Consider the following 26,103-nt stretch of genomic DNA (forward strand, 5'->3'; position numbering starts at 1 on the left):
TTGTACATTTAGGTTTTTCGAAATAGTAAGTCATATATGAAAATCGTTTTAATAATAGCACTACCTCTTTTTTGTTTTTTTACAGGTTTTGCCGTTGCACAAAATGATTGCGATTGTAATTTTGAGGATTATAAAGAGAAAATAAATATAATAAACAATAGGGATTCTTTAGAGGTTTCAAAGCTAGCAGATCAACTAAAAAGTACAAAAATACCAGCATGTATATTTAAAAGCTTAGAGTTAGAGTTTAAGCTTTATTTGGCTCAATTGAAATTAGAGAAGTCCCATGAAGCTTTAAATAAACTTGAAGAATTTTCAGCTAAAACTAAATGTGAAAATCAATTTAAGTTTAGTATTTATTTAAACAAAGTAAGATATTTTAAGTTAACTAATGACTACGAAAGGCTATCAGATTTTGCTTTTAAAGCCTTGAAGAAAGCTGAAGAGCTAAAAGATTCTGATAAAGAAATTGAAGCTATAAAAAAAGTTGTGTATTTATTCACAAGGATGAATGAGGACGCCAAAAATTGGGATTATATTAAGCGAGCTCAAAAACTAATCTTTAAAGAGCAAGAGTTTATCCAGTCTATTAAAAATTATCGATGGTTGGCTTATGAGTATGAAAAAAAATATACAAGCACAGGGCGAAAATCACTACTTGATTCTGTATTTATCTTTGCAGAGCAATCTAAAAGAGGCGCTTTAAAATTAAAAATGCATGATGAATTAGCACAATCATATCGTGCTTTGGAAGCTTATTCATATCATAAAGGAGAAGCTAGGAATGCTTTGAGGTTTATAGATTCGGCAATATATTTTGCTGAAAGAATTAAGGGGTCAAAAAATCTAAGCGGCCTCTATTTATCAAAGTCATGGGATCATTTAGATTTAGGTGAAAATGAATTAGCTGTTAAATGGATGGATACCTCTTTTGCAAAAATTGTTTCTAACGATGTTGCTGGTTTAATGATGCAGCATCTAGATGCTTCAGATCTTTATGAACAGGCTGGTAGATTGGATAAAGCCTATAAGAGTTTTAGGATATATACAAAAATGAAAGACAGTATCTTTAATACAGAGAGAGTAGAAGTTATAAATGAATTAGAAACAAAATATAAAACAGAACTTAAAGAAGCTCAAATTAAAAAACTTATTGTTTTATTAGTAATTGCATCACTTGTTATAGTTTGCATTGTTTTAGTTGGAAGTATGATCCAATTGAGAAAAACAAAACAAAAAAATCATGAACTAAAGCTGGCCTTTGAAAAACAGATAAAATTAGAGAAAGAACTATCTGATGTTAGAGACGAAATTGCTCAAGACTTCCATGACGATCTTGGAAACAAACTAGCAAGAATTTCATTGTTGTCAAATTTAATAAGCGGTGAAGTTTCAATAAGAAACCCAAAAGTAAAATCAAAGATTCAGCAAATTAGCGAAGACGCGAATGGGCTTTATAAGGGAACTAGAGATTTTATATTTTCTTTAAAATCTAATAGTAATTATTTAGAAGAAGTTACCACATACTTATCGGATTTTGGTGGAGATATGTTTGATAAGACCAAGGTTAAGTTTGTTGTAAATAAAAATATCTCAAATAATATAAAATTACCTTACCATTGGAGTAAACAGCTTATTTTTATTTTTAAAGAAGCACTTACTAATGCCTTAAAACATTCAAAGAGTCGTATGGTTGCGCTTTCATTTAATTATAATGACCAAGAACTAGTAATTATTTGTGAAGATGATGGTATGGGAGTTTTAGAGAGCGATTTAGAATCTTTAAATGGGTTGTCTCACATGAAAGCTAGGGCAAATAAAATAGATTGTCAACTTACTATTAATTCTAGTATTGGAAAAGGTACTACTATAATATTCAAAGGTAAATTAAAAGAAAATTCAATTGAATAATGAAATATAAAGTCGTATTGATTGAAGATAATGTGCCTTTAAGAGAGGGCTTTGCAGAGGTAATAAAGGCTACTGAAAGTTTTGAGCTTACTAATTGTTATGATAACTGCGAAGAGGCTATTGATCGTTTACAATACGATAATGCTGATATTTTTTTAATGGATATAGAATTGCCAGGTATTGATGGTGTTGAAGGAACAAGGCTTATTAAAAAGGCATTGCCTAAAGCCAATATTATTATGGTTACAGTTTTTGAAAATTCAGATATTGTTTTTGAGGCTTTATGTGCTGGAGCATCAGGGTATTTAACAAAAAATATTAGCCCTGATGAGCTTATTGGGGCTCTCAATGAATCCGTTTCAGGTGGTGCACCAATGAGTATTAAAATAGCTAAAATGGTTGTTAGCTCTTTTCAAAGGCAACCTAGTAAAATAGAATTATCGCCTAGAGAAAAGGAAGTGCTATCTCAACTAGTTAAAGGAAATACTTATGATAGTATAGCGGATCAATTGTTTATCAGTAAAAATACTATTAAATTTCATTTAAAGAATATCTATATAAAGCTTCAGGTTAACTCTAATATTGAAGCTGTTCAGAAAGCAAATAAGGAAAACCTGATTTAATCTCTTAAATATGCCAGTTTTTTACTTCTACCCTTTTGGGTAGTACACCCGTACATTCTCTATTCTACTTTTACAGTAAACTTTTAAACCTATTTATTATGAAGAAAACACTACTTTTTATGTTATTGCTGGCGTGCCCATTTATTTATGCTCAAAGTATCGTTAAGGATATTAATTTTGGTTTTGCGGATGGAATGCCAACTTATGTTGTAAAAAACAGAATAGCTTTTGGAGGTAAGTTAATTTTTGCTGCAAAAGATATTACAAATGGGATGGAGCTATGGGAGACTGATGGAACAAGTGCAGGAACAAGCTTAATAGGAGATTTTATATCAGGACCAAGTGATTCCAATCCTAACGGATTTCATATATTCAACAACAAGGTATATTTTTCAGCAATTAGAAATCTTTCTCTTACTAAATATGAATTATATTCTACAGATGGAACTCCTAGCGGAACTATTAATTACCCAGAGATTAGAAACGGTAATGGATCTGCATCTCCAAGGCTATTAACAACTTTTGGTAATACACTAGTTTTTAGTGCTAGACCATCTGCTTTTAATCAACCAACTCCTTTTTACGGCGAAGAAGTTTTAGGTTTTGATGGAAACCCTTGGACAGGGGGCGGTGATCAAATAATGATAAAAGATATAAGCCCATCTGGAGGTAGCTCACCCGAAAATTATACGGTTTTAAATAATCTTCTATTTTTTTCTGCCGATAATATAACAAACGGAAGAGAGATATGGGTAAGCGATGGTACAAATGCAGGTACTAACTTATTGCTTGATGTTAACTCTGGTCAAGCAGACTCCAACCCAGAAGACTTAATTGTTTTAAATAATAAGTTATATTTTACTGCTGATGACGGAGTAAATGGAGGAAGAGAGCTTTGGATTTCAGATGGGACATCTGCTGGTACACAACGAATGAATGATTTAAACTCTATAGCAGGAGACTTAGATAATCCAGAAAATCTTACTGTATTTAATAATGCACTTTATTTTACTGCAAATCATCCAAGTTTGGGGATAGAAATATTTAAACTGGGAGGAACATCTATTACTAATTTAAAAAATATAGCTTCTGGTAGTAACCATAGTAATCCTTCAAATTTATTTGTATCAGGAAGCAGGCTTTATTTTTCAGCCAATGATAATGTTAATGGAATAGAGTTATGGTCTTCAACTGGATTTTCTGCGACAACAAATATGGTAAAGAATATAAATACATCTCCTTCTTTTCCAGATAGTAATCCTAATGGTTTTACAGAATATAATGGCAAAGTATATTTTTCTGCAACTGACGGCACTAATGGGGTAGAACTTTGGGTGACAGACGGAACTAGTGTAGGAACTAGCATGGTAAGCAATATTAATCCTTCTGGAAGTAGTAGTCCAAGGGATTTGATTGTTGCTAATGATTTATTGTTTTTTTCAGCCAACAATGGATCTCAAGGTGTTGAACTTTGGAAATATCAAGACCCTTTATTGTCAATCAACGATTTAGAATTAGAAAACAAAATTGCCTTATATCCAAATCCAACTTTAAAGCGGTTTTCAATAGAAAGCAAGCTTAAATTTAGCAAAATATCTGTTTTAGATATGCAGGGAAAAACAATTAAAGTATTTGATGAAAATATAGAGGAGTATAATGTTGAAAATTTAACATCTGGACTTTATTTTATAAATATTAAAACAGAAAAAGGACAAGTAACAAAAAAACTTATAAAAGAATAAAAAATATTAACCCCCAAATTTAAATATTATGAATACAATTAAAACCTTTATGCTATTATTGGTAATAGCTACAATTTGCGCATGTAGTAATGATGACGCTCCAAAAAACAATGCACCAGTTTTAGAAGATATGGTGTTAGATGTTAGAGAAAACATTAGTTCAGATCTAATAACAACATTAAATGCTACTGATGTTGATGGAGATAAGTTAACCTATTCAATTGTTTCTCAAAACCCAGCAAATAGTGTAACTATTGGAGAAACTACAGGTGAAGTTTTTGTGGCTAATGCCTCAGCTTTTGATTATGACAACAATCAAAGAATTACAGTCATTATAAAAATAAATGATGGCACTGTAGATGTAACAATGCAATTAACCATTAATATTATTGAGAATGTTTGATAAATCTAAATTTTTGATTGAAAAATATAGGCTAGAATTGTTTTTAGTATTTTTTTATAGCACTTCATTTCTTTTGTTGTTTTGGGCTTTTAGTTAGGGTAAAAGTTAAGTCCCCAAAAGTAAAAACCTGTTTCGTTTGTTTGAAGCAGGTTTTTTTTATCTTTAAGCTCAAATAAAAATAATATGAGAAACACACTTTTAATTGTTCTAACTTTAATATTAGTTTCATGCTCAATAAGTCGTAAAGCAGCTGATGGTAAATCTGGAGTTGATGGAACATCAGCAACTCCTTCAAATTCTGAAATGCAAGCTACACTACTTAAAAAGAATAACGATTTTATTTTTTTAGAATCTATTAAAAGAAGTATGGAGTATTTAGCCTCAGATGAATTAGAAGGAAGAAATACAGGTAGTAAAGGAATTGAGAAAGCCGCTGTGTTTATTGAGAACTACTTCAAAAAAAATAATATAAAACCTTATTTTAAGACGTATAGAGATAGTTTTAATTTAAAAGATATTGTTGGTTATAATATTGTAGGGTATATTGAAGGGAACGATCCAGAATTAAAGAATGAATTTGTTATTCTTGGGGCTCATTATGATCATATTGGAAATGGAAAAGAAGTTAATGGAGATGTTATTGCAAATGGCGCTAATGATGATGCCTCTGGAACTGTAGCTGTTTTAGAATGGGCGAATTATTTTTCAAAGAGTAAAAGTAATAAACGAAGCATCCTCTTTACTTTATATTCAGCTGAAGAAATGGGGTTAAAGGGGTCTAGTCATTTAGCAAAAAGGCTTAAAAAAGAAAACCTCGATTTGTATACTATGATTAATTTTGAAATGATTGGTGTACCAAGAGCGAAAGAAGAAATTATGGCTTACATGTCGGGTTACGAAAAATCTAATATGGGAGCAAAATTAAATGAATATGGAGGAAAGGAAGTTATTGGCTTTTTTCCAAAAGCTAAAGAATTTCAATTGTTTATGAGGTCTGATAATTATCCGTTTTATAAAGCTTTTAAAAAGCCATCTCATGCTATTTCTACATTTGATTTTACCAATTTTGATTATTACCATCACGTAGATGATGAAGCTGATAAAATGGATTATAAGCACATGACTGATTTTATGAATGTAATGATTCCTGCATTAGAAGGAATGATTAACGCACCAACTCAGGAAATAAAAATGAACGATGAGTAATATTATAATTACAGGAACAAGTAGAGGTATAGGTTACGAGTTAGTAAAGTTATTTTCTAAAACAGGGCACAATGTGCTGGCGCTTTCTCGAAATGAAAAACCAATAAAAAGGTTACAGTTAGACAATGTAGTTTCAATGCCTTTTGACTTATCTAATGCTAATGAATATGCTAAAGTTGAGGATTATATTAAAGGTGAGTGGGAGCAGGTTGATGTTTTAATAAATAATGCAGGGACATTACTTAATAAACCTTTTCCCGAAACATCTATGGTAGATTTTGAACAAGTTTATAAAACCAATGTTTTTGGGGTAGCTGAAATGACTCGCGTTGTTTTACCATTTATGAAAAAGAGTAGTCATGTTGTAACTATTAGTTCTATGGGAGGCGTACAAGGTAGTATGAAATTCCCTGGATTAGCTGCGTATAGTTCTAGTAAAGGGGCTGTAATTACCTTAACCGAATTATTAGCCGAAGAATACAAAGAGCAAGGTGTTGCTTTTAATGTCCTTGCTTTAGGAGCAGTGCAAACTGAAATGCTAGAAGAAGCATTTCCTGGTTATCAAGCACCTACTACTGCTTTAGAAATGGCAAAGTATATTTTTGATTTTTCGCTTAACGGAAACAAATATTATAATGGAAAACTGTTACAGGTTTCTAATTCTACGCCGTAGTTTATGTCAAAATACAAATGTGTAATTTTTGATTGTGATGGTGTTTTAGTCGATAGTGAAACCATAAGTAATGCAGTATTTGTAGATATGGCTAACGAATTGGGAGCTAACATCGATTTGCATTATGCCATAAAACATTTTAAAGGAAGCTTTCTTAAGGACTGTGTTAATCATGTTTCAAAATTAATAGATTCTGAAATCCCTCAATCTTTTGAAGATGAGTATCGTAAGCGTAGTTTTGATGCTTTTAAAGCAAATATAAAACCCATTCAAGGAGTTTTAGGAGTATTACAAAATATAAAACTTCCCTTTTGTGTAGCATCCAGTGGGCCTGAAAACAAAATTAGGCTTAATTTAGAATTAACAGGATTATTACCATATTTTGAGAATAACATTTTTAGTTCTTATACCATCCAAAAATGGAAACCAGATCCGGGAGTTTTTTTATTAGCAGCAAAAACCATGGGGTATAAACCTAATGAATGTGTAGTGATTGAAGATAGTTTGTCTGGCATAAAAGCAGCGGTTAATGGAGGCTTTGATGTCTTCGGATTTACAGCACACGATTTAGATAACGAATTAGATGCATTAGCTACTAAAACCTTTGGTAGCATGAATGATTTGTTAGAGATGATTTAATATTTGGAATTTTGCTTGTTTAAATTATCCCATTCTTCTTGAGTAGCTCGGTGTTTTTGATGTTCCATTATGCCAACCCATTTACCATTTTGTTTTACTAACAACATTTCAAAGTGTATAATATGCTGTACCTTATTTTTACCATTGCTGTCTGATGACCAGTAATTAAAGATCCCTGTTTCGTGAGCTGTGGTAGCATCGCCAATACGTTGCGAAAAACGAAACTCTACATCACTTTTATTTTTACCTTCTTTAGTGTCAATAAAACCTTGTTTCCAGCCAGCAAGTGCTTTGGCTAGAGGTACAGAGGTTTTGTTTTTACCAGTTGCAAAAACTACAACAGCATCCGGATGATAACCTGCCTCATAAGCTTCAAATTCACCTTCTCTAACAGTTTTTGAAAGTTCTGACCAATACTTGTCAAGTTCAGTTATTCTAAGTGAATCTTGACTAATTTCAGTTAAAAGAAAAGTAGTATTTGTGCTAGCTGTAATTGAATGAATAGATGAGCTTAAGGCTAATAAAAAAAGAATTTTTTTCATGATAATGATTGAATGAATTGTAACCTTTACAAGGTCGTTTATTTTTATTAAAAAGCCAAGAAATTAAGCTTCAGCATTAAAAAACACTTTATAATAGTGCATTTTTTTATCATCGTCATAACCACGCTCTAAATATTCAGCAGATGCATCAGGAGCATCAATATCGAGTTTTATTTGAATATTGGTATCTAGTTTTATGTCTGTTTTAATCTTTCTTTTTTCTTTAGTCACAACACGTTCAGCGACATCAAACTGATTTCTAATAACAATATTTTGTTCGCCTTCAAACTCTTTTTTATAATCTTCAAATTGTCTTATTTGTTTTTCATCTTCAAAAAGCTCTTCTTTAAAGCGTTCTATATTTACAATTTCATTTTCTTTAAAAAAGTCGATGGTTTTTGCTAAAAATGTGTTTTGCTCTTGTGCACCGTAACTGGTTTTTAAAATTTCGGTAGAGAAGTCTTTACAAAGCTCAATGTACTGTTGTGTATGGTTATTGGCATCATCGGCATATTTAATATTTAAGAACTGATTCGTCCAATATTGTGCATCATATCCATTATTATCTACACTTAAAATAATGTTACCTTCAGTGTCAGATTGATTTAAAATTAAGCATCCTTTATCTACTTTTTTTGAGTTGATTCCTTTTTGTACTAAGACATCGTAACTATTGTTTTCTAAATAAGTTTGAAAAAAACTAACCTTACTTTCAATTTTAAAAATACCAATAGCGTTAGTTGTCATGTCTCTAAACTCTATGCCTTCAAACATAACGACTAATACGTCGCCAGTTTTTATTTGAGCTGAAGTAGATTGCTCATATAAGTGAGTAACTACATGTTTAGAAATATCAACAAATGCTTCATCATCATTAAAAAGTTGTGTTGCATAACTGTTAATTTCGTTTAGAGAAATATTAGCATGATGGTTAAACCGATAGCTTTGTACCACGCTACCAAATGACCTTAATAAGAAGGGTAACATTAAATCGTAACTCGCTTCATCAAAATCAACTGTTTTATCTGAAAAAGCATTTTTTGTATCATTAAATTTATTACCGACTTTATGAATGATGAATTTTGATATTGAAGCGTTTTTTCGTGAAATCATGTATAAAATATTAAGACTACAATAGTAATAATTTCAAAGCAAATAAGCACCAAAAAAGAACGCCAAAACATATAGTTTTGACGTTCAAGATTCGAGGACTTCAGATTTGGTTATCGTTATATTTTAAATATTTATTTAGTTATACTTGTAAGTTCAGAATACCCCATTAATTTGCCTTTCTTATTATAAGTTTCACTTTTTACAACACCAACACCTTTGGCAATCCATTCTTTAATTTTATAGTTCATTTTCATGCCCATTTTCATTTCGGTATTATAGCTTATAGCAAAACAATCAAATGTTCCTGCGACTGTTGTAAGAGATTCTTTGGCATCTACTTTTCTGTTAAGCATGTTTATGCTCATATTCATTTTAATACCACTCATATTCATCGTCATTTTGAGGTTAGCATCTTTTAAGGTTTGCCCCACATCTAAATTGTTTGGAAATTCTATATTGGTTCCAGACATTTCCATTTCCATGTCTTTGTATTGTTTAAATAAATCTGGATTCATTAAAGATTTAAAATCAATTGAAACACTATTACCGTTGCAGGTTATGTTGTATTCTGTAGTGGTTACTTCTTTGCCCTTAGCATCAGATATTTTTGCCTTTATGGTGGCAACATTATTATCTATAGTAGTTATTTCGTAATTAACTACGCTTTCTTTTTTACCTTTTTTGTTAAAGCTTGTAATTTCAAATTTAGCACCTTCCTCAAAAGGATAATAAGCACTACAAGTATTTTGACTAATTGAAGAGTAACTAATAAATAATAAACAGAAAAAACCTATAATTTTTGCTTTCATAATCATCTATATTTTCACAAATTCAACACGTCTATTTTTTGCTTTGCCGTTAGTGGTATTATTATCATCAACAGGTTCAGTATCTCCTTTTCCTTCTGTTTGCAATCTATCACCAGATATTTTATAAACCTTAATTAAAGCTTCTTTTACAGCATTAGCTCTGCTTTTTGATAGTTTTAAGTTTGTATCATCATTACCGTCAGAATCTGTATGGCCAATAATATTTAATTTGATATTTTCATCTTGTATTAGTACTTGAGAAATTTGGCGAATAATTCCATAAGATTGAGGTTTGATATTTGCAGAACCAGAATCGAATAAAATGCCGTTGGTAGATATTTTTCCTTTACTTATTAATTCGCGCCTTAAATCTACACCGCCTTTAGCCACCTTTAAATTACTTATATATAAATGTTCTTGTCCGTCTTTGAGATTGTTAAGATGAAATTTTAAATATTTAAGTACATTTTCTTGTTCTATAAACCTCGGTATATCAATGTATTTAGTTTCGTTTACCCATAGCCTAAAGCGTTTTTTAGTAACCGAAATAGCTATATGCGGTTGGTTAAGAACAGCTTTTCTAACATCTGCTTTTATATCTGTATTTATTGAGCCTCCGTTTCTATTAAAATAGTTTCGAGCTCTAAATGCAAAAGCGGCATACTGCCCTAAAGGAATAGAGATTTTGGCGTAATGCTCTACACCGTCTTTAAATTGATCATTGTCACTTAAAATTACATAAAATCTAGCTGTAGAAGATGTTTGTTGATTAATTCCTTTGGTAAGTAAGTCGAACTCTATGGTAAAGTCTTCAGGTAAATCTTTTACGTCAGGGATATAAAAAACACCATATCCAGTTTTTAATTCGAACCAATTGCCTTTGTTGCTAATTTTTACAACTTCGCCTGAGGCATTAGTATTCCATTTGCTAGGAAAGTCGCCAACAAAATCTTGAGAAAAATTATCAAAAAATAATAATTTATCTCCTGGGACATAATCAAACTTGCTATAGATTTCTAAATTGTCAGATATGTTAGTATTAACCTCTTCAGCTGTGTCATTATTCCCATTAGTAGTTCCTGAAGAATTACTTGAACCTTCTTCGCTTGTAGATGTATTGCCAGAATCATCTTCTTTTTTATCACGTTCGCGCTGACCTAGAAGTAATTCTTTAGCGGTTTTGATACTGTATTTTAGTGCTTTTTTGGCTTTGTTTATTTGTAATGTAGCTTTGGCTTGTTTTAAAACACTTGTGCCGTCAATATCTCCTAAAATATCTGGAGCGCTATCACTTAAACCCTGTAAATCGTCCAATGCATCTTCTAAAACATCAATATCATCATCGTCAAGTGGTGTCCCTGCTGCGGCGTAACCGTCATATTTATATACTTTATCATATATATCAAAAGATTGTGTTACAAAGTTATCAACGCTAGAAATGCCAACCGAACTTTTTGGTCGTTTTAATTGTTTAGTTTGTGCGTAAGTATTAGATATAAAAAATACCAAAGCAATCCCAATAAAGGAAATGCGTAATGCATTTTTATGTGGTTTCATTGTAATTATTTGATTAATAGCTGCCTTAAAGATAAAAATTAGTTTGCAAATGCAAAACCTTAAGTGCTATTTAATAATAATTTAGTTCATTTGATACAAAATAATAGAGTTGCTATCTCCTTTTGTGACAAATTCAAGATTTCTGTCTTTATCAACATTATCTAAATCAATTAAAGAATTTCCGTAAACAGGAAAGTTTACTATAGGTTTTGCTTGACTATCGTAGAGGTGTATTTTTTGAGATTGTAAATCGGTAACTGAAACATATATTTTATCATTTAAATAAAATATTTTTGGATGAGTATAGTTCCCGAAATCAAGTTCAATAGTTCTATTTTTAATACCTAATTTGTTATCTGTTAATGTAACAAGTGTTTTGCTTGTAGTTTGTAAATGATGATCATTTGAAAGCCTTAAATTTTGAATTGATGTATTACCTCTTGTGTCGATCGTTACTAAATTGCCATTTTGAGTAGTGGTGGTAAATTTATTTTTATATAGATAGACGCTTTGGTTTGAAAATCTATTTGAGGTTTTTGGTATTACTCTATTTTTTCCTGTGCGGTCTAAAATATAAAGCTTGTCTTCAGTTTTAAAAGTTAAATAATCTTTACCACTCATTCTAAAATGGTTGGGTTGGGTTAAAATATTTTTGTTGGCAGATTTAAAGGTAAAGCCATTTACAATTTTCGCTTTAACATCGTACATTAAAACATTTTTACCTTGAGTGATAAGTAATCTATAGTTTTTCTTTTTGTCATAATCAAAAACAGATAGCGGTTGTGTGATTTTGTCATTAAATTTTGCAGGAAATGGAGCTACATCTTTACCGTTTCTATCTATTACATAAACTCTGTTTGGTGTTGCAAATGCAAGCTGAAGCCTACCGTTTTTGTATATGTCTATTTGTTCAATGTTTCCTATAACAGCCCCTTGCAATTGTTTTTTCCATAGAACCTTTCCTTTATTTGAAATTAAATACAGTCTATTATTTACGTCTTGAACAACAATTTCTTTTTGTTTGGTAATATGATTGGTAACAAATTGAGGTTGGTTTAATAAATCTGCATCTAATTTAATATTAAATACTTCTGAAATAGAGTTTTGGTAACCTCTAGTCTTAGCTTTTTTAATAATGCCATTAACATGAGCAAAATTAGTGTCATAAATAAATTGTAAAGCCGAAGCATTATATTTATTTAAATTGTAGTTAGAATTATCTTGAAGATTTTTATTTAGAATGGTTTTTAAAATCGATGGATTTACTATTGTTAATAATGAAGATTCGTCACTTAAGTTTTCTTTAATGTCTTTAAAATATGATTGTTCGCTTAAAGTAGTTTTGTTTTGATAATTAGCAATAATATTTTGAAGCATTTCTAAATTATCAGCAAACACAAAAAAGTTATCTAATACACAATATTTTGTAGCATTATTAGATGTAATTAAAGGAAAGAAAGTGTTTGAAAACAAATCAGGTTCGCTAAAATTAAAAATATCAATTTGTCTGTAGCTATCAATAGTACTTAGCTCACTTAGTAAAGCGTCTTTGGTTGCAATAACATCTATTGAATTTAATATTACGGCATGCTTTTCGTCTTCGTAAATCACTCCAACTTCTGTAATGTTATCAAAAAGAGTAGAAGAAACGATAGAGTCTTTTCTATTGAATTTTTTTAAGTTGGTTTTAAAAAGGTTATAATCACTAAATGTAAAACTCATAAAACCATCACTGTTTGATGGTGTTATATTTTGAATTTGATTTTCTTGCGGAATGTTGTTTTTAAAAATGTTAATTAAACTTTTTGAAGAATCCTTTGCTTTTGTTATACCGTTTATTAGAATTTCATCCTGACTGATATCAGTATCTATGGCTAAGTAATTTGAAAAATTATTAAAGCTGATGGAATCTTCAATAAAAAATGATTTTATAAATTTATTTTCAGATTCAATTATAATAGATAAGGATTTGTCTTTACTTATTGTATTATAAATTTTTTCTAATTCAATAGTTGTGTCAGAATTTAAAAAAGCGTCGTCCACTATTTTTTTTGAAGACGATGCGAAAAACATACTATCAATTACTGTACTATAAAACGTGTTGTTGTTTAGTTTAGATTTTATGATAGATTTATTTTTATAGGTAATTGTTTCTTCAATGTAGTTTGATAAAGAATCTCTTTTAAATAAATTTTTGTGGTATTTTGTAATTATTGAATATTGAAGACTGTCGTTTTCTCCATTTGAAAAACAAATTAGCATTTCGTCTTTTGGAAAGAGAAGAGATAGAGATTCTAATTTACTTTCTGTATGATTAAAAGTATTTGCTTTTGCCAATTTTTGGATAAAGTCACTATTTTGAATATCGCTTTTTAAACTTTCAATATTTGAAGTTTTTATAATTACCGATGTTTCATTTGGGATAAAGTGAATTAACTTGGTTCGGTTTTTTTTGTTGTTCGAGCAACTAAGTGTAATTAATAAGAGGGCTAGGCAAAAGAATCTCATGCAAGTAATTAATTTTTACAAACCTACATATTTTTCATTTTAAAAAATATAGAAAGTCTTATAAAGTAAACTAGGATTATTACAATAAACCTAAATATCTAATTTTAATTGATTGGGTAATAATCTAAACGATTTTCTGTGATATTTTGTTATACCATATTTTTTAATGGCTTCTCTGTGCTCTTTAGTTGGGTATCCTTTATTTTTTTTCCAGTTATACATAGGGAATTCTTCATGAATTTTATTCATATAAATATCACGATATGTTTTTGCTAAAACAGAAGCAGCGGCAATGCTTAAGTATTTACTATCTCCTTTAATAATAGTTTTGTATGATACATTATTATAAGGTTTAAACTTATTACCATCAACTATTATAAATTCTGGAACTTGTTTAAGTTTGTCAATTGATTTGTGCATAGCTAAAATTGAAGCATTAAGAATATTAATGGTATCAATATCTTCTTGAAAAACATGAGCAACTCCAAAGGTTAAGGCATCGGTTTCTATAATAGGTTTTAATTTATCTCTTTTTGTTTCGCTAAGTTGCTTAGAATCATTTAGAATATGGTTAGAAAAATTTTGAGGAAGGATAACCGCAGCAGCAGTTACAGGTCCAGCAAGACAGCCTCGTCCCGCTTCGTCAGTTCCACACTCCAACACCTTGCTTGAGTAATTATTTAGCAACATTTATATATAAATATTGTCAAATCTATAATTTTTATGGGTAATTATTATGCACACATAATATATTTATGTTGTTTTTTGCGAAAATCACAGTGCTTGTTGTTAAATTCGGAATTTTTACCATGTATTTTGATGTAATATTAAATATTTTGTTTGTTTTTTTGTTAAATGCGTATTATGCTAAATGTTAATTCTTACTTCTCTTAACATTTTTTTAAGGTATTTCTTTGTTTATTTAATATATTATTAAGATGTTTGTGGTTGACTAACTCAAAATAATTGTTATATGAAATTAAAGTTGACATGGTTGTTAACGCTAATAATGGCGTTTTCAATTCAATTCTCTAATGCACAAGAGAAATCTATTTCGGGAGAAGTAACATCATCTATTGATGGTTTACCATTGCCTGGAGTAAGCGTAATAGTAAAAGGAACGACAAGGGGAGCACAAACAGATTTTGATGGTAAGTATACCATTAGTGGATCTGCTGGTGAAGTTCTTGTTTTTTCATTTATAGGAATGAAGAATGCTGAAGCGACTATCGGAGCAAGCAATACAATTAATATGTCTTTAGATGAAGATGTAGCTGCTTTAGATGAAGTTGTAGTTGTTGCTTATGGTACACAAACTAAGCAATCAATTGTAGGTTCTGTTGGTGTTGTATCAAGTACTACAATTGAAAATCAACAAGTAACGTCGCCATTAAGAGCATTACAAGGAGCTGTTCCTGGTGTAAGTCTTATAACCGCTGGTGGACAACCTGGTACTAACCCTACTATACGTATTAGAGGTTTTGGTAGTCTTAACGCATCTGCTGCGCCACTTATTATTTTAGATGGGGCTGCGTATAATGGAAACATTAACGCTATAAGTCAGGACCAAATAGAATCAATGTCTGTTCTTAAAGATGCATCTTCTACATCACTTTATGGATCTAGAGGTGCTAATGGTGTAATTGTAATTACAACAAAGAAAGGTAGAAAGAATTCTGCACCTAAGGTTACAATCAGATCTCAAATTGGTTTATCTAACCCAACGGTAGGTTTGCATGATTTGGCAAGTGTTGATGACCAGTTCAGATATACATGGGAGGCTTTAAAAAATACTAATCAATTTGTATTAGGTCAATCTGCAACTGATGCGGCTCAAAATGCATCAAATGGTCTTGTAGATTATTTTGGATATAACCCTTACAACGTTGCAAACCCTGTAGATGCTAATGGTAACTTAACTACGGCTAATAAATTATGGGAAAATAGTTGGGAAGATGAAGTGATTAGAAATGATGTATTAAGAGTAAATCATAACATTAGCTTATCTGGTGGTGATGATAAATCTACTTACTTTATGTCTTTTGATTATTTAAATGATGAAGGACCAGTGATTAAGTCTAATTTTGAAAGAATTTCAGCTCGTGTTAATTTAGAATCACAAGTAAGTGAAAGATTCAAAGTAGGTTTTAATACAAGTTTTTCTCGTTCAACTTCTGGAACTCCAGATCAAACTTCTGGAAGTACAACACAAGCTATTTCTTGGATATATAATGTATCAGACGTATATCCTGTATATGCAAGAGATGGTAATGGTCAGCTGTTAAGAGATACTGCTGGTGATGTTTTTTACGATTTAGGTAATGGATTTACTCCAGGGCAATCAGTTAATAATGTTAGACCTTCAAATGGTGGTGAAAACATATTAGCTAGTATTTTCTTGGGTAGAGAAAATAGAAGACGTACAAGTTATTTAGGTAACGCTTTTGCAGAGATAAAATTATTTGAAGGATTAACTTTTAGAACTAATCTTAGTTACGAAAACTACTTATTTGATTCATTTAGTTTTGATGATGATTTATTTAGTTTTGCTACAAACCTTGGTGGTAGAGTAGATCAAGATAGAGATATTACAACTACTTTAAATGCAGTTCAATCTTTAAATTTCACTAAGTCTTTTGGAAATCATAATTTTTCTGCAGACCTTATAACTGAAGCCTACACTTTTGAATTTGACGATTTAGGAGCTCAAGGAACTGGATTTTTACCTAATGTAGAAGTGCTAGACGGTGCAACAAGCCCAGAAAGTGTTGAAGGTAATACAGTTATGGAAAGATTAAATAGTTATTTAGGAAGATTAACTTACAACTTTAATGAGAAGTATTACTTAGAAGGATCTTTTAGACGTGATGGATCTACAAGATTTTCTGAAGAAACTAGATGGGGTAACTTTTTCTCTGTCGGTGGTTCTTGGATAGTATCTAATGAAGGTTTTTTAAGTGATAGTAATACGTTAACGTATTTAAAGTTTAGAGGATCATATGGTGAATTAGGAAATAATCAAATATTCATTTCTGGTTCTAACCCTCTTGCGCAAGATTATTTCCCATACCAATCTGTGTTTAATTTAGGATGGAATAACGAAGGTAATACTGGTGTATTACTAGGTGGTGTTGCAGATCCTACTATTAGCTGGGAAAAAACATCTTCTACAAATATAGGTGTGGACTTTGAATTGTTTAACGGAACAATTTCGGGTACTGTAGATTATTATAGCAAAGAATCGGTTGACTTAATTTATGATAAACCAATTCCTTCATCTACAGGTGTTTCTGAAATTACTACTAATATTGGTAGTATCAAGAATTCAGGATGGGAAGTAACGCTTAATTCTATAAACGTTAGTACTGATGACTTTAGCTGGTCTTCTGGAATTAACTTCTCTTTAGATAAAAATGAGATTACAGAGTTAACTCAAGATGAATTTATCAATGGGTCTAAACTTTGGAAAGTTGGTAATTCTATTTTTGATTTTTATATTGATGAGTGGGCTGGAGTTGATCCTGCTGACGGATTCGGTATGTGGTATATGGATGTTTTAGATGCAAATGGTAATGTTATTGATAAAGTTACGACTAAAGATAATGACCAAGCAACACGTTACCAACAAGGGTCTTCATTGCCAGATATTTATGGTGGTTTTACTAACACAATTAGATATAAGCAATTTGACTTGAGTATTTTAGCTAACTTTAGCTTTGGTGGATATTTATTAGATTCTGATTATTCAGGATTGATTAATCAATTCCAAAATCCAGGATCTAATCATCATGTAGATGTAGTTAATAGATGGCAGAACCCTGGAGATATAACAGATTATCCTTTATTATTAACAGGAAACAATAATCATTCATCTAGATCTACAAGATTTTTATTTAAAAATGATTATATAAGATTGAAAAGTTTAACTTTTGGTTACAACTTACCTGAGTCAGTATTAGAAAAAATAGGATTCAGTCAAGTAAGATTATTCTTGCAAGCTGATAACATTTTAACTTGGCAATCGCATAAAGGAATTGATCCAGAACAGGCTTTTAATGGTTTAACAAATAACAGATCTCCGTTAGCTAAAACTATTACAACTGGTGCTATTTTACAATTTTAAAAAAAAAGAAAAAGATGAAAAGTAATTTTAACTTAAAAAATATAAAGAGAGGTTTCCTCCTTATGTTTACAGCTTTCGCATTGATGACGAGCTGTCAAAAAGAATTTTTAGAAGAACCAAAAAACACAAATGGTGTTACTGCTGATGTAGTATTTGCTGATCGTGCTGTTGTAGAGTCTTATATTACTGGTATTCTAAGAAACTTTAGAGCGCAGTATACTACAGTTGATACTGGAGGTTTATATGCGATGTATTTTGCTAGAACAGTAAAAGGTAATGATATTATCCAATCACCAAACTGGTATCGTTTTGATTATGGACATGAAAATAGAGAGCCAAATTATAGACGTACAATCTTTAACTGGGATTATAACTATGATAATGTTAACCAAGCGAATGTTCTTATTCAAGGTGTTGAAAACAGTACTTTAGATGATGTATCTAAAAGAGAGTTTATTGCAGTTGGAAAAACGTTAAGAGCGTTCCATTATTTTCAGTTAGCATTAGAGTTCGCACCTAATTATACTACAGATCCTTCGGCTTCTAGGTTACCAATTTATACTGAGCCAGCAACTGGAGCTTCTGAAGGTAATCCAACAAGTCCTACTAGCGAAGTATATGCTTTAATATTATCTGATTTAAAAGCGGCAATCGCTGATTTACCAGATTCACGTTTAGGAAAAAGTTATATTAATAAAGCTGTAGCGCAAGGTATCTTATCTCGTGTGCTTTTAGTGACTCAAGATGATTGGGCATTAGCTTCTTCGTCTGCTAGAGCAGCTTACGGAGGTAATGCAGCATCAGCTGTTGTATCTACAAACTGGGGCGCAGGTTTTACTGATTTAGGAGATCAAGAATGGTTATGGGGTATGTACCAAGATGCTAATGAAACTAATTTCTTTTATGCGGCACCACACGTAATGACAGATCACTTAACACTATCTTATCAAGCAACTTATGTAAATACAAATTTTGTTTCTGAGTTTGCTGCTACAGATGTTAGAAGATTATTTTTCGATATTTATGGTTCTTCTACTCCTTACAGAGAATTTATTACAACAAAGTTTGCATTTACTTTTGATACTGATTTACCAATTATGAGAAAATCTGAAATGGTATTAATTGATGCTGAAGCTCAAGCAAGAATGGGTAATGACGGTCCTGCACAAGATTTATTATTTGCTTTACAATCTGCTAGAGATGGTAGTGCTGTAAAATCTACAAGTACTGGAGCGGCTCTTATGGATGAGATTTTACTTGAAAGACGTAAAGAGTTATATGGAGAATTTGGAGTTGAATGGTTTGATGCTAAAAGAACAAGAAGTGCTATTGTAAGAGATCCTGAGCATAGAGTTGTACTTACTGTACCAGCTGATAGCGAATTATTTTACTTAAAAATTCCAGAAAAAGAAATTGATGCTAATCCTAATATTGATGAGTCTATCAATAACTAAGGACTAGTCTTAATTTATAAATTATATAGTATGGAGTAGTTTTTAAGCACTAAAAACTACTCCATTTTTTTTATAGATTAATAATTAACTAATTTTTTACCAACCATTAAAAATTATTTTATTAATGAATTATATAAATAAGAAATGAAAAGAAAACTACTTTTTAGTTTATTGTTATTATTTGGTTTTATAGTAGCGGCGCAAACAGATGCTGAAATAAAAAAAATTACTGAAACTTATAATAAAGAAAATATAGATGACCTTAAAGCTGAGTTACTTAATAAGTATTTAGAAAGAGAAAGCAGGATTGAAAATTATTTGAAATCATATAAAGCACTTGGTAGAAAGTATAAAAATAAAGGTAAAACTTACGATATTTATGATATTGTAGATGGGAACCCTATTTATAGAACAACCCACAATGTAAATAGTGCCATTGGTACGAAAACTAATAGAATACAACCTGGAGGAAGCTTGGGGTTAAGTTTGGAAGGAGAAAATATGAATATTGGGGTATGGGATGAAGAAAGCGTGCGTGGTACTCATGATGAATTTAAGGACGATCAAATAGTTCCACAATCTAGAGTTGAATATCCTGAATTTCCTGGAGGTTTTTTTGGACCAATAAGTGATCATGCAACACATGTAGCTGGTACTCTAATGGGTAAAGGAGCAGATGCAAGTGCTAAAGGAATGGCCCCTAAAGCAACTTTGAGATCTTTTGATTGGACTATAGATGATACTGAAGCTCTTAATGAAGCTTCAAACGGCTTACTGATTTCCAATCATTCTTACGGTGTTCCTATATTTACAAACGGAGGGACACAGCAAATCACAGCTGCTAATATTGGAGCTTATACAGCTAATGCTAGAACATGGGATCAAGTAGCCTTCTCTTCTCCATTCTATTTAGCTGTAAAATCTGCTGGTAATGAAGGAACTGATACATATACTGGAGGTTTGGGTACAGGTTATGATAAATTAACAGGAAATAAAACCGCTAAAAATAATTTGGTAGTTGCAAATGCAAACCCATTTTTTAATGCAACGACTGGAGAAATAACAGTTTTAGCAATAAATTCAGGAAGTAGCCAAGGGCCTACTGATGATTTTAGAATTAAACCAGATATTGCAGGTGATGGAACTAATGTATACTCACCAACATCTGGGTCGAACACAGAGTACTCAACTTTTTCAGGCACATCAATGGCATCACCTAATGTAGCTGGAACTTGTTTATTACTACAAGAGTATTATAATCAGCTAAACTCAAATTATATGAGAGCTGCAACATTAAAAGGCTTGGTTTGTCATACAGCAATTGATGGCGGAAATAAAGTAGGACCAGATCCTGTTTTTGGCTGGGGTTTACTTAACGCTGAAGATGCAGCTAATGCAATTAAAGATGATAATGATGGAACAGCTAAAATAGATGAGCTAACCTTAAATAATAGTGGTACATATACATACCAATTCTCTTCAGCAGGAACAGGACCAATTAGTGCTACCATTTGTTGGACAGACCCTGCAGGAGATACATCTTCAAGCCCAGGTAATGTTTTAACACCTAGATTAGTTAATGATTTAGATTTAAGAATAGAAGATTCAGGCGCTACAACTTTTACTCCATGGAAGTTAGATAATACTAATGTAGCTGCTGCTGCCATTAAAGGAGATAATAATGTTGATAATATTGAAAGAATTGATATTGCCACTTCTGTAGCTGGAAATTATACATTAACGGTAACTCATAAAGGAACGTTAACTAATGGTTCTCAAGCATTTTCTTTAATTTTAACAGGAGCTAATTTAACATTAGGCGTATCAGATAAATTAATATCTAATGTAACGGTTTGGCCTAATCCAACAAATGATAAGTTAAATTTAAACTTTGATTCTAAAAGTGAAAAATCTACAATTCGTTTGTATGATTTACAAGGACGTGAAGTATATAAGAAAAGCTTAAAAGAAGCATCGTCAAAGATTAATCATTCAATTGATACAAAAGCATTTTATTCTGGAGTATATTTTTTAAATATCCAGAACGGTAACGCAATTTTTAATAAGAAAGTTGTTATCGAATAAATTTTATAACTAAAAACTGTGCAGATACTGCATATATAAACGATTCTGAATATGATATTTATAAAATAAATATTATATTTGGCTTGACTAACTCAATAAATAATTAAAAAATTACATTATGAAAAAAATTAACTTATTCTTTCTGTTTGTTTCTCTAATTGCTTTTGTAAGCTGTGAGAAAAATGAAGATGTTATTGCCATTTCTAATATTGATTATGTTTCTTTTGAGACTGGATTCAATATTGGCGTTGACCCGACAGGAACTGCATCACAAGAAGTAAAAATATTTACATCTCAAGTAGCAAGTGCAGATAGATCATTTACAATTAGTGTTGTAGCTGATCAAACATCGGCTAGTGCTTCAACTTACACAGTGCCTGCTTCAGTAACAGTGCCTGCAAATAGTAATGCTGGAGTGTTTAATGTTGATGTTGATGGAGCGAGTATTGATCCTAACGGAGACACATTAACTTTAGAGTTTATGGATTCTGAAGGTTTATTTGTAGGAGATCCTATTACATTAAATTTAGAGCAGGTATGCCCAAATCCAGAAACTTTTTTAGACATAGTTTTTGATTCTTATTCTGCTGAAACATCATGGGATATTAAAGATTCATCTGGAACAGTACTTTACTCAGCAGCATATGCTGGTGGTCAAACAGATGCTTCTCATAAATTCTGTTTACCAAACGGTACATATACATTTACTATTTATGATGTGTATTCTGATGGTATTTGCTGTACTTACGGAAATGGTTCTTATACGCTTACAAATAATGGAAACGTTATAAAAACTGGAGGAAGTTTTGGTGCATCTGAAGCAACAGAATTTACTTTAAGTAATTAATAAGAATAAACAATTTTATTATATAAAAAGTTCAGCAATATAATTGTTGAACTTTTTTATTTACATCAGTATTTTTATAATACTGTTTAACTTAATACTTTAAACTGCTATGAAGAAGTATTATATCTTTTTCGCTATTGTTTCAATTATTGCTAATTTATACTCTCAAAATACGGTTGGCATAATTAGCAATTCTGCTGAAGCTTATAATGGCTATACCTTATTTACAAGTCATAAGTCTACTTATTTAATTAATAATTGTGGAGAAATAATTAATAAGTGGACTAGTAATTACATTGATGGAAAATCTGTATACCTTTTAGAAGATGGGAGTATCTTAAGAACAGGGGTTATAGAAAATACCGATATATCAATTCCTGGTATAGGTGGAATTATTGAAAAAATAGATTGGGATGATAATGTAATTTGGAGCTACACATACTCTTCAAGTAGCTTGACTCAGCATCATGATATATACCCTATGTCTAACGGAAATATTTTAATACTCGCTTTAACAAAAAAAACTGCAGCTGAAGCTATACAAGCAGGAAGAGATCCTGCATTGTTAGATGATGCAGATTTATACAATGAACAAGTTATTGAGATTGCGCCAGATTTAATAAATGGAGGAGCTAGTATTGTATGGGAATGGAACATCTGGGACCATTTAATCCAAGACTTTGATAATACCAAAGATAATTTTGGAGTAGTCTCTAATAGCCCGCAATTGTTAGATATTAATTATTTGGGGACCTCTGATAAAAAAGCTAATTGGTTGCATTGTAATTCAATTCAATATAACGAAGACCTAGACGAAATTATAATTAGCGCACGACAAATGAATGAAATATATATAATAGATCATTCAACAACAACATTAGAAGCTTCTTTACATTCTGGAGGAAATAGAAATAAAGGAGGAGACATACTTTACAGATGGGGGAACCCATTTGCTTATGGAAAAGGATTAGAATCAGATCAAAAATTATTTGGACAACATACGCCACATTGGATTCCGAGTACTTACAATGATGGAGGTAAGATTTTATTATTTAATAACGGTTTCGGTAGGTCTACCGAGTATTCTACAGTAGAAATAATAAGTCCTGAAAAGGATATGAGTGGAAACTATACTTATACTGGCGCCCCTTATGGACCAACAAATTTGGATTGGTCTTATCAAGATCCAACTACTCTCACTGACTTTTTTTCAAGGATAATGTCTAGTGCTCAAAGACTTCCCAATGGAAATACTTTGATTTGTGATTCAGATTCTGGTTATTTATTTGAAATAGATAATCTAAAAAATAAAGTTTGGGAATATATTAATCCTCAAAGAAATAATGGAGATATAATAGCTCAAGGAGATACACCATTAGGTAACTTAACATTTAGAGCTTTTAAATACGAACTTAGTTATCCCGCGTTTACAGGGAGAGATTTAACACCACAAGGAACAATAGAAACTGGAGCTAGTTTACAGCCTTGTTCAATTTTAAGTACTAAAGATGCTGAATTTGCTGACCTTAAAATATTTCCTAATCCAGTGAAAAATATTTTAAATATCAAGTCCAAACACAATATAGATAGAATCGAAGTATATAATGTAATTGGTAAAAAAATACAAAGCAACTATAATTCTAATAAGATTGATATTAGTTATTTATCTAAAGGCATTTATTTTGTGAAAATTAATTTTAAAGACAAATCAATAAGTAAAAAAATAGTTAAACAATAGTTTCTTCAAAATTACAAGTTACTTTTGTTTGGTATATTTATCGAATATAAAGCAATAAAGAAAGCCAGCTATTTTAGCTGGCTTTCTTTATTTAAAATATTTACTTAAAATTAGCGTTCAAATAATTACTTTTGCTGTGGAAAATTAAGTTATGATAAGATTAATTTTAGTATTTTTTTTGGTGTTTTTGTTTAATAATGTAAGTGCACAAACAAAACCTAAACTATCAAAAGAACAAATGGAGCGCTTAAGAAAGCAAGACTCTCTAAATCCAGATTTAAATAATAGAGGAGCTAAGCAAGAAAAAGCTAAAATATCAGACTATTTAATTATCTCCCATAAAAACGATACAACATTTGTAGATACTACCTTAACCATTCGAAAAGAATACAAGTTTAATTATTTACGAAAAGACAATTTTGGTTTAATACCTTTTTCAAACTTAGGGCAAACCTACAATAGCCTAACGTATAATTTTGAAAACACTAGCCTAATGCCGAGTTTTGGTGCAAGAGCAAGGCACTTTAATTATATGGAGATAGAAGATGTTAATTACTATCGCGTGCCAACACCATTAACAGAGCTATTGTATAAATCTGCTTTTGAGCAAGGGCAACTTGCCGATTCTTTTTTCACAGTTAACACATCGCCTCAATTAAATTTTTCAATAGCTTACAAAGGCCTTCGGTCCTTAGGTAAATACCAGCACTTGTTAACAAGTACAGGGAATTTTCGTTTTACAACAAACTATCAAACTAAAAACAATCGCTACTTAGCAAGAGCGCATATAGTAATGCAAGACTTGTTGAATCAAGAAAATGGGGGGCTAAGAGATGATATGATTGAGAATTTTGAAAATGGAGTCGAGGAATTTTTAGATCGCTCAATTTTAGAAGTAAATTTCGAAAATGCTGAAAATATATTAAGAGGAAAGCGGTTTCATTTAGAGCATAATTATAGTATTATCAGAAAAAAAGACTCGCTTTCAAAAAATAAATTAAGCATAGGTCATATTATATCTTTAAAAGATAAATCGTACCAATACGATCAAACTAGTGTAAGTACAAGTTATTTTGGAAGTGCTTTTGCAAGTTCGAACCAAAGAGACCGTGTAACACTCGAAAATTTTTATAATCAACTTCAACTAAATTATAGTAACAATATTATTGGCGATTTACAATTTAATGTAAGCAGTAATAATTATAATTATGGTTACAACAAGGTGGTAGTATTAAATGGTAATACAATAACCAATAGATTAAAAGGCGATGTGTTTTCAGCTGGAGGAAAATACCGCAAGCAATTTAAAAAGTTTGAATTATTTGGTGAGCTAGGAATAAATGTTTCAGGAGATTTCGATGGAAATTTTTTAAAGGCACATGCTACATTTAAACTAAATAGCGATTTATCAGCAACAGCATCAATAAATCACAGTTCCAAAGCACCAAATTATAATGTGCTGTTATATCAAAGTAACTACACAAACTATAATTGGCGAAACAATTTTAATAATACAGAAACCCAACAATTAGCATTTCAGTTAAAATCAAAAAAAATAGCTGATATTTCTGTCGATTATTCAACAATAAACGACTATACCTATTTTAAAAGAGATGCAACAGGAATTCCAGATGGCGAATTTGTTCCAATCAAACCATTTCAAAATACCGAAACAATAAGTTATTTAAGAGTTAAATTAGACAAAGAAATAAAAGTTGGCAAATTTGCACTGCAGAATACCTTATTATATCAAAACGTACAAGACGATAATAATATATTAAACGTTCCGCAGCTTACTACGCGCAATACATTGTATTATTCCAGTCACGTATTTAAAAAAGCCATGTACTTACAAACAGGTGTAACATTCAATTACTTCACAAAGTATAATATGAATAGCTACGATCCATTGTTGGCAGAATTCTATGTACAAACCGATAAAGAATATGGCGGATTCCCACGATTAGATTTCTTTGTAAATGCAAAAATTCGTCAAACAAGAATTTATATAAAAGCCGAGCATTTCAATTCAGCATTTACAGGTTACAATTATTTCGCAGCACCAAACAATCCATATCGAGACTTTACTGTGCGTTTCGGAGTAGTATGGAACTTCTTCTTATAAAGTAA

The 26,103-nt window shown here is 31.0% G+C and carries 19 protein-coding genes; 13 read left to right on the top strand and 6 right to left on the bottom strand.

All coding sequences use genetic code 11. The annotated features are described in order from the left end of the window. Positions 1-36 precede the first annotated feature (36 nt). The 7 genes from M3P09_RS03750 to M3P09_RS03780 all read left to right on the top strand — a co-directional run bounded on the left by M3P09_RS03750 (position 37) and on the right by M3P09_RS03780 (position 7,197). On the top strand, positions 37-1,911 hold the full coding sequence (locus M3P09_RS03750) for a sensor histidine kinase (protein WP_249972078.1): 1,875 nt from the start codon (positions 37-39) through the stop codon (positions 1,909-1,911). Continuing rightward, positions 1,911-2,534, top strand: coding sequence for a response regulator transcription factor (locus tag M3P09_RS03755; RefSeq protein WP_249972079.1), 624 nt, complete (start codon positions 1,911-1,913; stop codon positions 2,532-2,534). The genes M3P09_RS03750 and M3P09_RS03755 overlap by 1 nt, the downstream gene beginning before the upstream one ends. Positions 2,535-2,632: 98 nt before the next feature. After that, on the top strand, positions 2,633-4,276 hold the full coding sequence (locus tag M3P09_RS03760; protein WP_249972080.1) for an ELWxxDGT repeat protein: 1,644 nt from the start codon (positions 2,633-2,635) through the stop codon (positions 4,274-4,276). 28 nt (positions 4,277-4,304) lie between these two features. Next, entirely contained in the window at positions 4,305-4,679 is a 375-nt protein-coding gene (locus M3P09_RS03765) for a cadherin repeat domain-containing protein (RefSeq protein WP_249972081.1), read from the top strand. Between the two features lie 183 nt (positions 4,680-4,862). Then, complete coding sequence (locus tag M3P09_RS03770; RefSeq protein WP_249972082.1) at positions 4,863-5,885, top strand: M28 family metallopeptidase; 1,023 nt, start codon at positions 4,863-4,865, stop codon at positions 5,883-5,885. Further along, a complete protein-coding gene (locus M3P09_RS03775; protein ID WP_249972083.1) occupies positions 5,878-6,558 on the top strand; it encodes an SDR family NAD(P)-dependent oxidoreductase in 681 nt (226 codons plus the stop codon). The genes M3P09_RS03770 and M3P09_RS03775 overlap by 8 nt, the downstream gene beginning before the upstream one ends. Positions 6,559-6,561: 3 nt before the next feature. Beyond that, on the top strand, positions 6,562-7,197 hold the full coding sequence (locus tag M3P09_RS03780; RefSeq protein WP_249972084.1) for an HAD family hydrolase: 636 nt from the start codon (positions 6,562-6,564) through the stop codon (positions 7,195-7,197). On the opposite strand, the gene M3P09_RS03785 is transcribed toward M3P09_RS03780, so the two are convergent. The 6 genes from M3P09_RS03785 to rnhB all read right to left on the bottom strand — a co-directional run bounded on the left by M3P09_RS03785 (position 7,194) and on the right by rnhB (position 14,416). Further along, positions 7,194-7,739 (bottom strand): Cif family virulence factor, encoded by a 546-nt coding sequence (locus M3P09_RS03785; RefSeq protein WP_249972085.1) that lies wholly within the window; start codon positions 7,737-7,739, stop codon positions 7,194-7,196. The two genes, M3P09_RS03780 and M3P09_RS03785, sit on opposite strands and share 4 nt — an antisense overlap. Positions 7,740-7,802: 63 nt before the next feature. Then, positions 7,803-8,852: a nucleoid-associated protein gene (locus M3P09_RS03790; RefSeq protein ID WP_249972086.1), complete on the bottom strand. Its 1,050-nt coding sequence runs from the start codon at positions 8,850-8,852 to the stop codon at positions 7,803-7,805. A gap of 131 nt (positions 8,853-8,983) precedes the next feature. Beyond that, positions 8,984-9,661, bottom strand: a complete 678-nt coding sequence (locus tag M3P09_RS03795; RefSeq protein WP_249972087.1) for a TapB family protein — start codon at positions 9,659-9,661, stop codon at positions 8,984-8,986. A gap of 6 nt (positions 9,662-9,667) precedes the next feature. After that, a complete protein-coding gene (locus M3P09_RS03800; RefSeq protein WP_249972088.1) occupies positions 9,668-11,218 on the bottom strand; it encodes an OmpA family protein in 1,551 nt (516 codons plus the stop codon). An 81-nt stretch (positions 11,219-11,299) separates the two neighbouring features. Beyond that, entirely contained in the window at positions 11,300-13,555 is a 2,256-nt protein-coding gene (locus M3P09_RS03805) for a ribonuclease HII (RefSeq protein ID WP_249972089.1), read from the bottom strand. A gap of 261 nt (positions 13,556-13,816) precedes the next feature. Then, a complete protein-coding gene (gene rnhB / locus M3P09_RS03810) occupies positions 13,817-14,416 on the bottom strand; it encodes a ribonuclease HII (RefSeq protein ID WP_249972090.1) in 600 nt (199 codons plus the stop codon). Between the two features lie 283 nt (positions 14,417-14,699). On the opposite strand from rnhB, the gene M3P09_RS03815 reads away from it, so the two are divergent. The 6 genes from M3P09_RS03815 to M3P09_RS03840 all read left to right on the top strand — a co-directional run bounded on the left by M3P09_RS03815 (position 14,700) and on the right by M3P09_RS03840 (position 26,098). Continuing rightward, a complete protein-coding gene (locus M3P09_RS03815; RefSeq protein WP_249972091.1) occupies positions 14,700-17,849 on the top strand; it encodes a SusC/RagA family TonB-linked outer membrane protein in 3,150 nt (1,049 codons plus the stop codon). A gap of 14 nt (positions 17,850-17,863) precedes the next feature. Continuing rightward, positions 17,864-19,303, top strand: a complete 1,440-nt coding sequence (locus M3P09_RS03820) for a RagB/SusD family nutrient uptake outer membrane protein (RefSeq protein WP_249972092.1) — start codon at positions 17,864-17,866, stop codon at positions 19,301-19,303. A 144-nt stretch (positions 19,304-19,447) separates the two neighbouring features. Further along, the gene (locus M3P09_RS03825; RefSeq protein ID WP_249972093.1) at positions 19,448-21,388 is read left to right on the top strand and encodes a S8 family serine peptidase; all 1,941 of its coding nucleotides are present in this window, start codon (positions 19,448-19,450) and stop codon (positions 21,386-21,388) included. 118 nt (positions 21,389-21,506) lie between these two features. After that, positions 21,507-22,235: a hypothetical protein gene (locus M3P09_RS03830; RefSeq protein ID WP_249972094.1), complete on the top strand. Its 729-nt coding sequence runs from the start codon at positions 21,507-21,509 to the stop codon at positions 22,233-22,235. A 109-nt stretch (positions 22,236-22,344) separates the two neighbouring features. Next, the gene (locus M3P09_RS03835) at positions 22,345-23,973 is read left to right on the top strand and encodes an aryl-sulfate sulfotransferase (protein WP_249972095.1); all 1,629 of its coding nucleotides are present in this window, start codon (positions 22,345-22,347) and stop codon (positions 23,971-23,973) included. Between the two features lie 151 nt (positions 23,974-24,124). Further along, entirely contained in the window at positions 24,125-26,098 is a 1,974-nt protein-coding gene (locus tag M3P09_RS03840) for a putative porin (RefSeq protein ID WP_249972096.1), read from the top strand. Positions 26,099-26,103 lie beyond the last annotated feature (5 nt).

This window comes from Jejuia spongiicola, assembly GCF_023502325.1.
Lineage (GTDB): Bacteria > Bacteroidota > Bacteroidia > Flavobacteriales > Flavobacteriaceae > Wocania_A > Wocania_A spongiicola.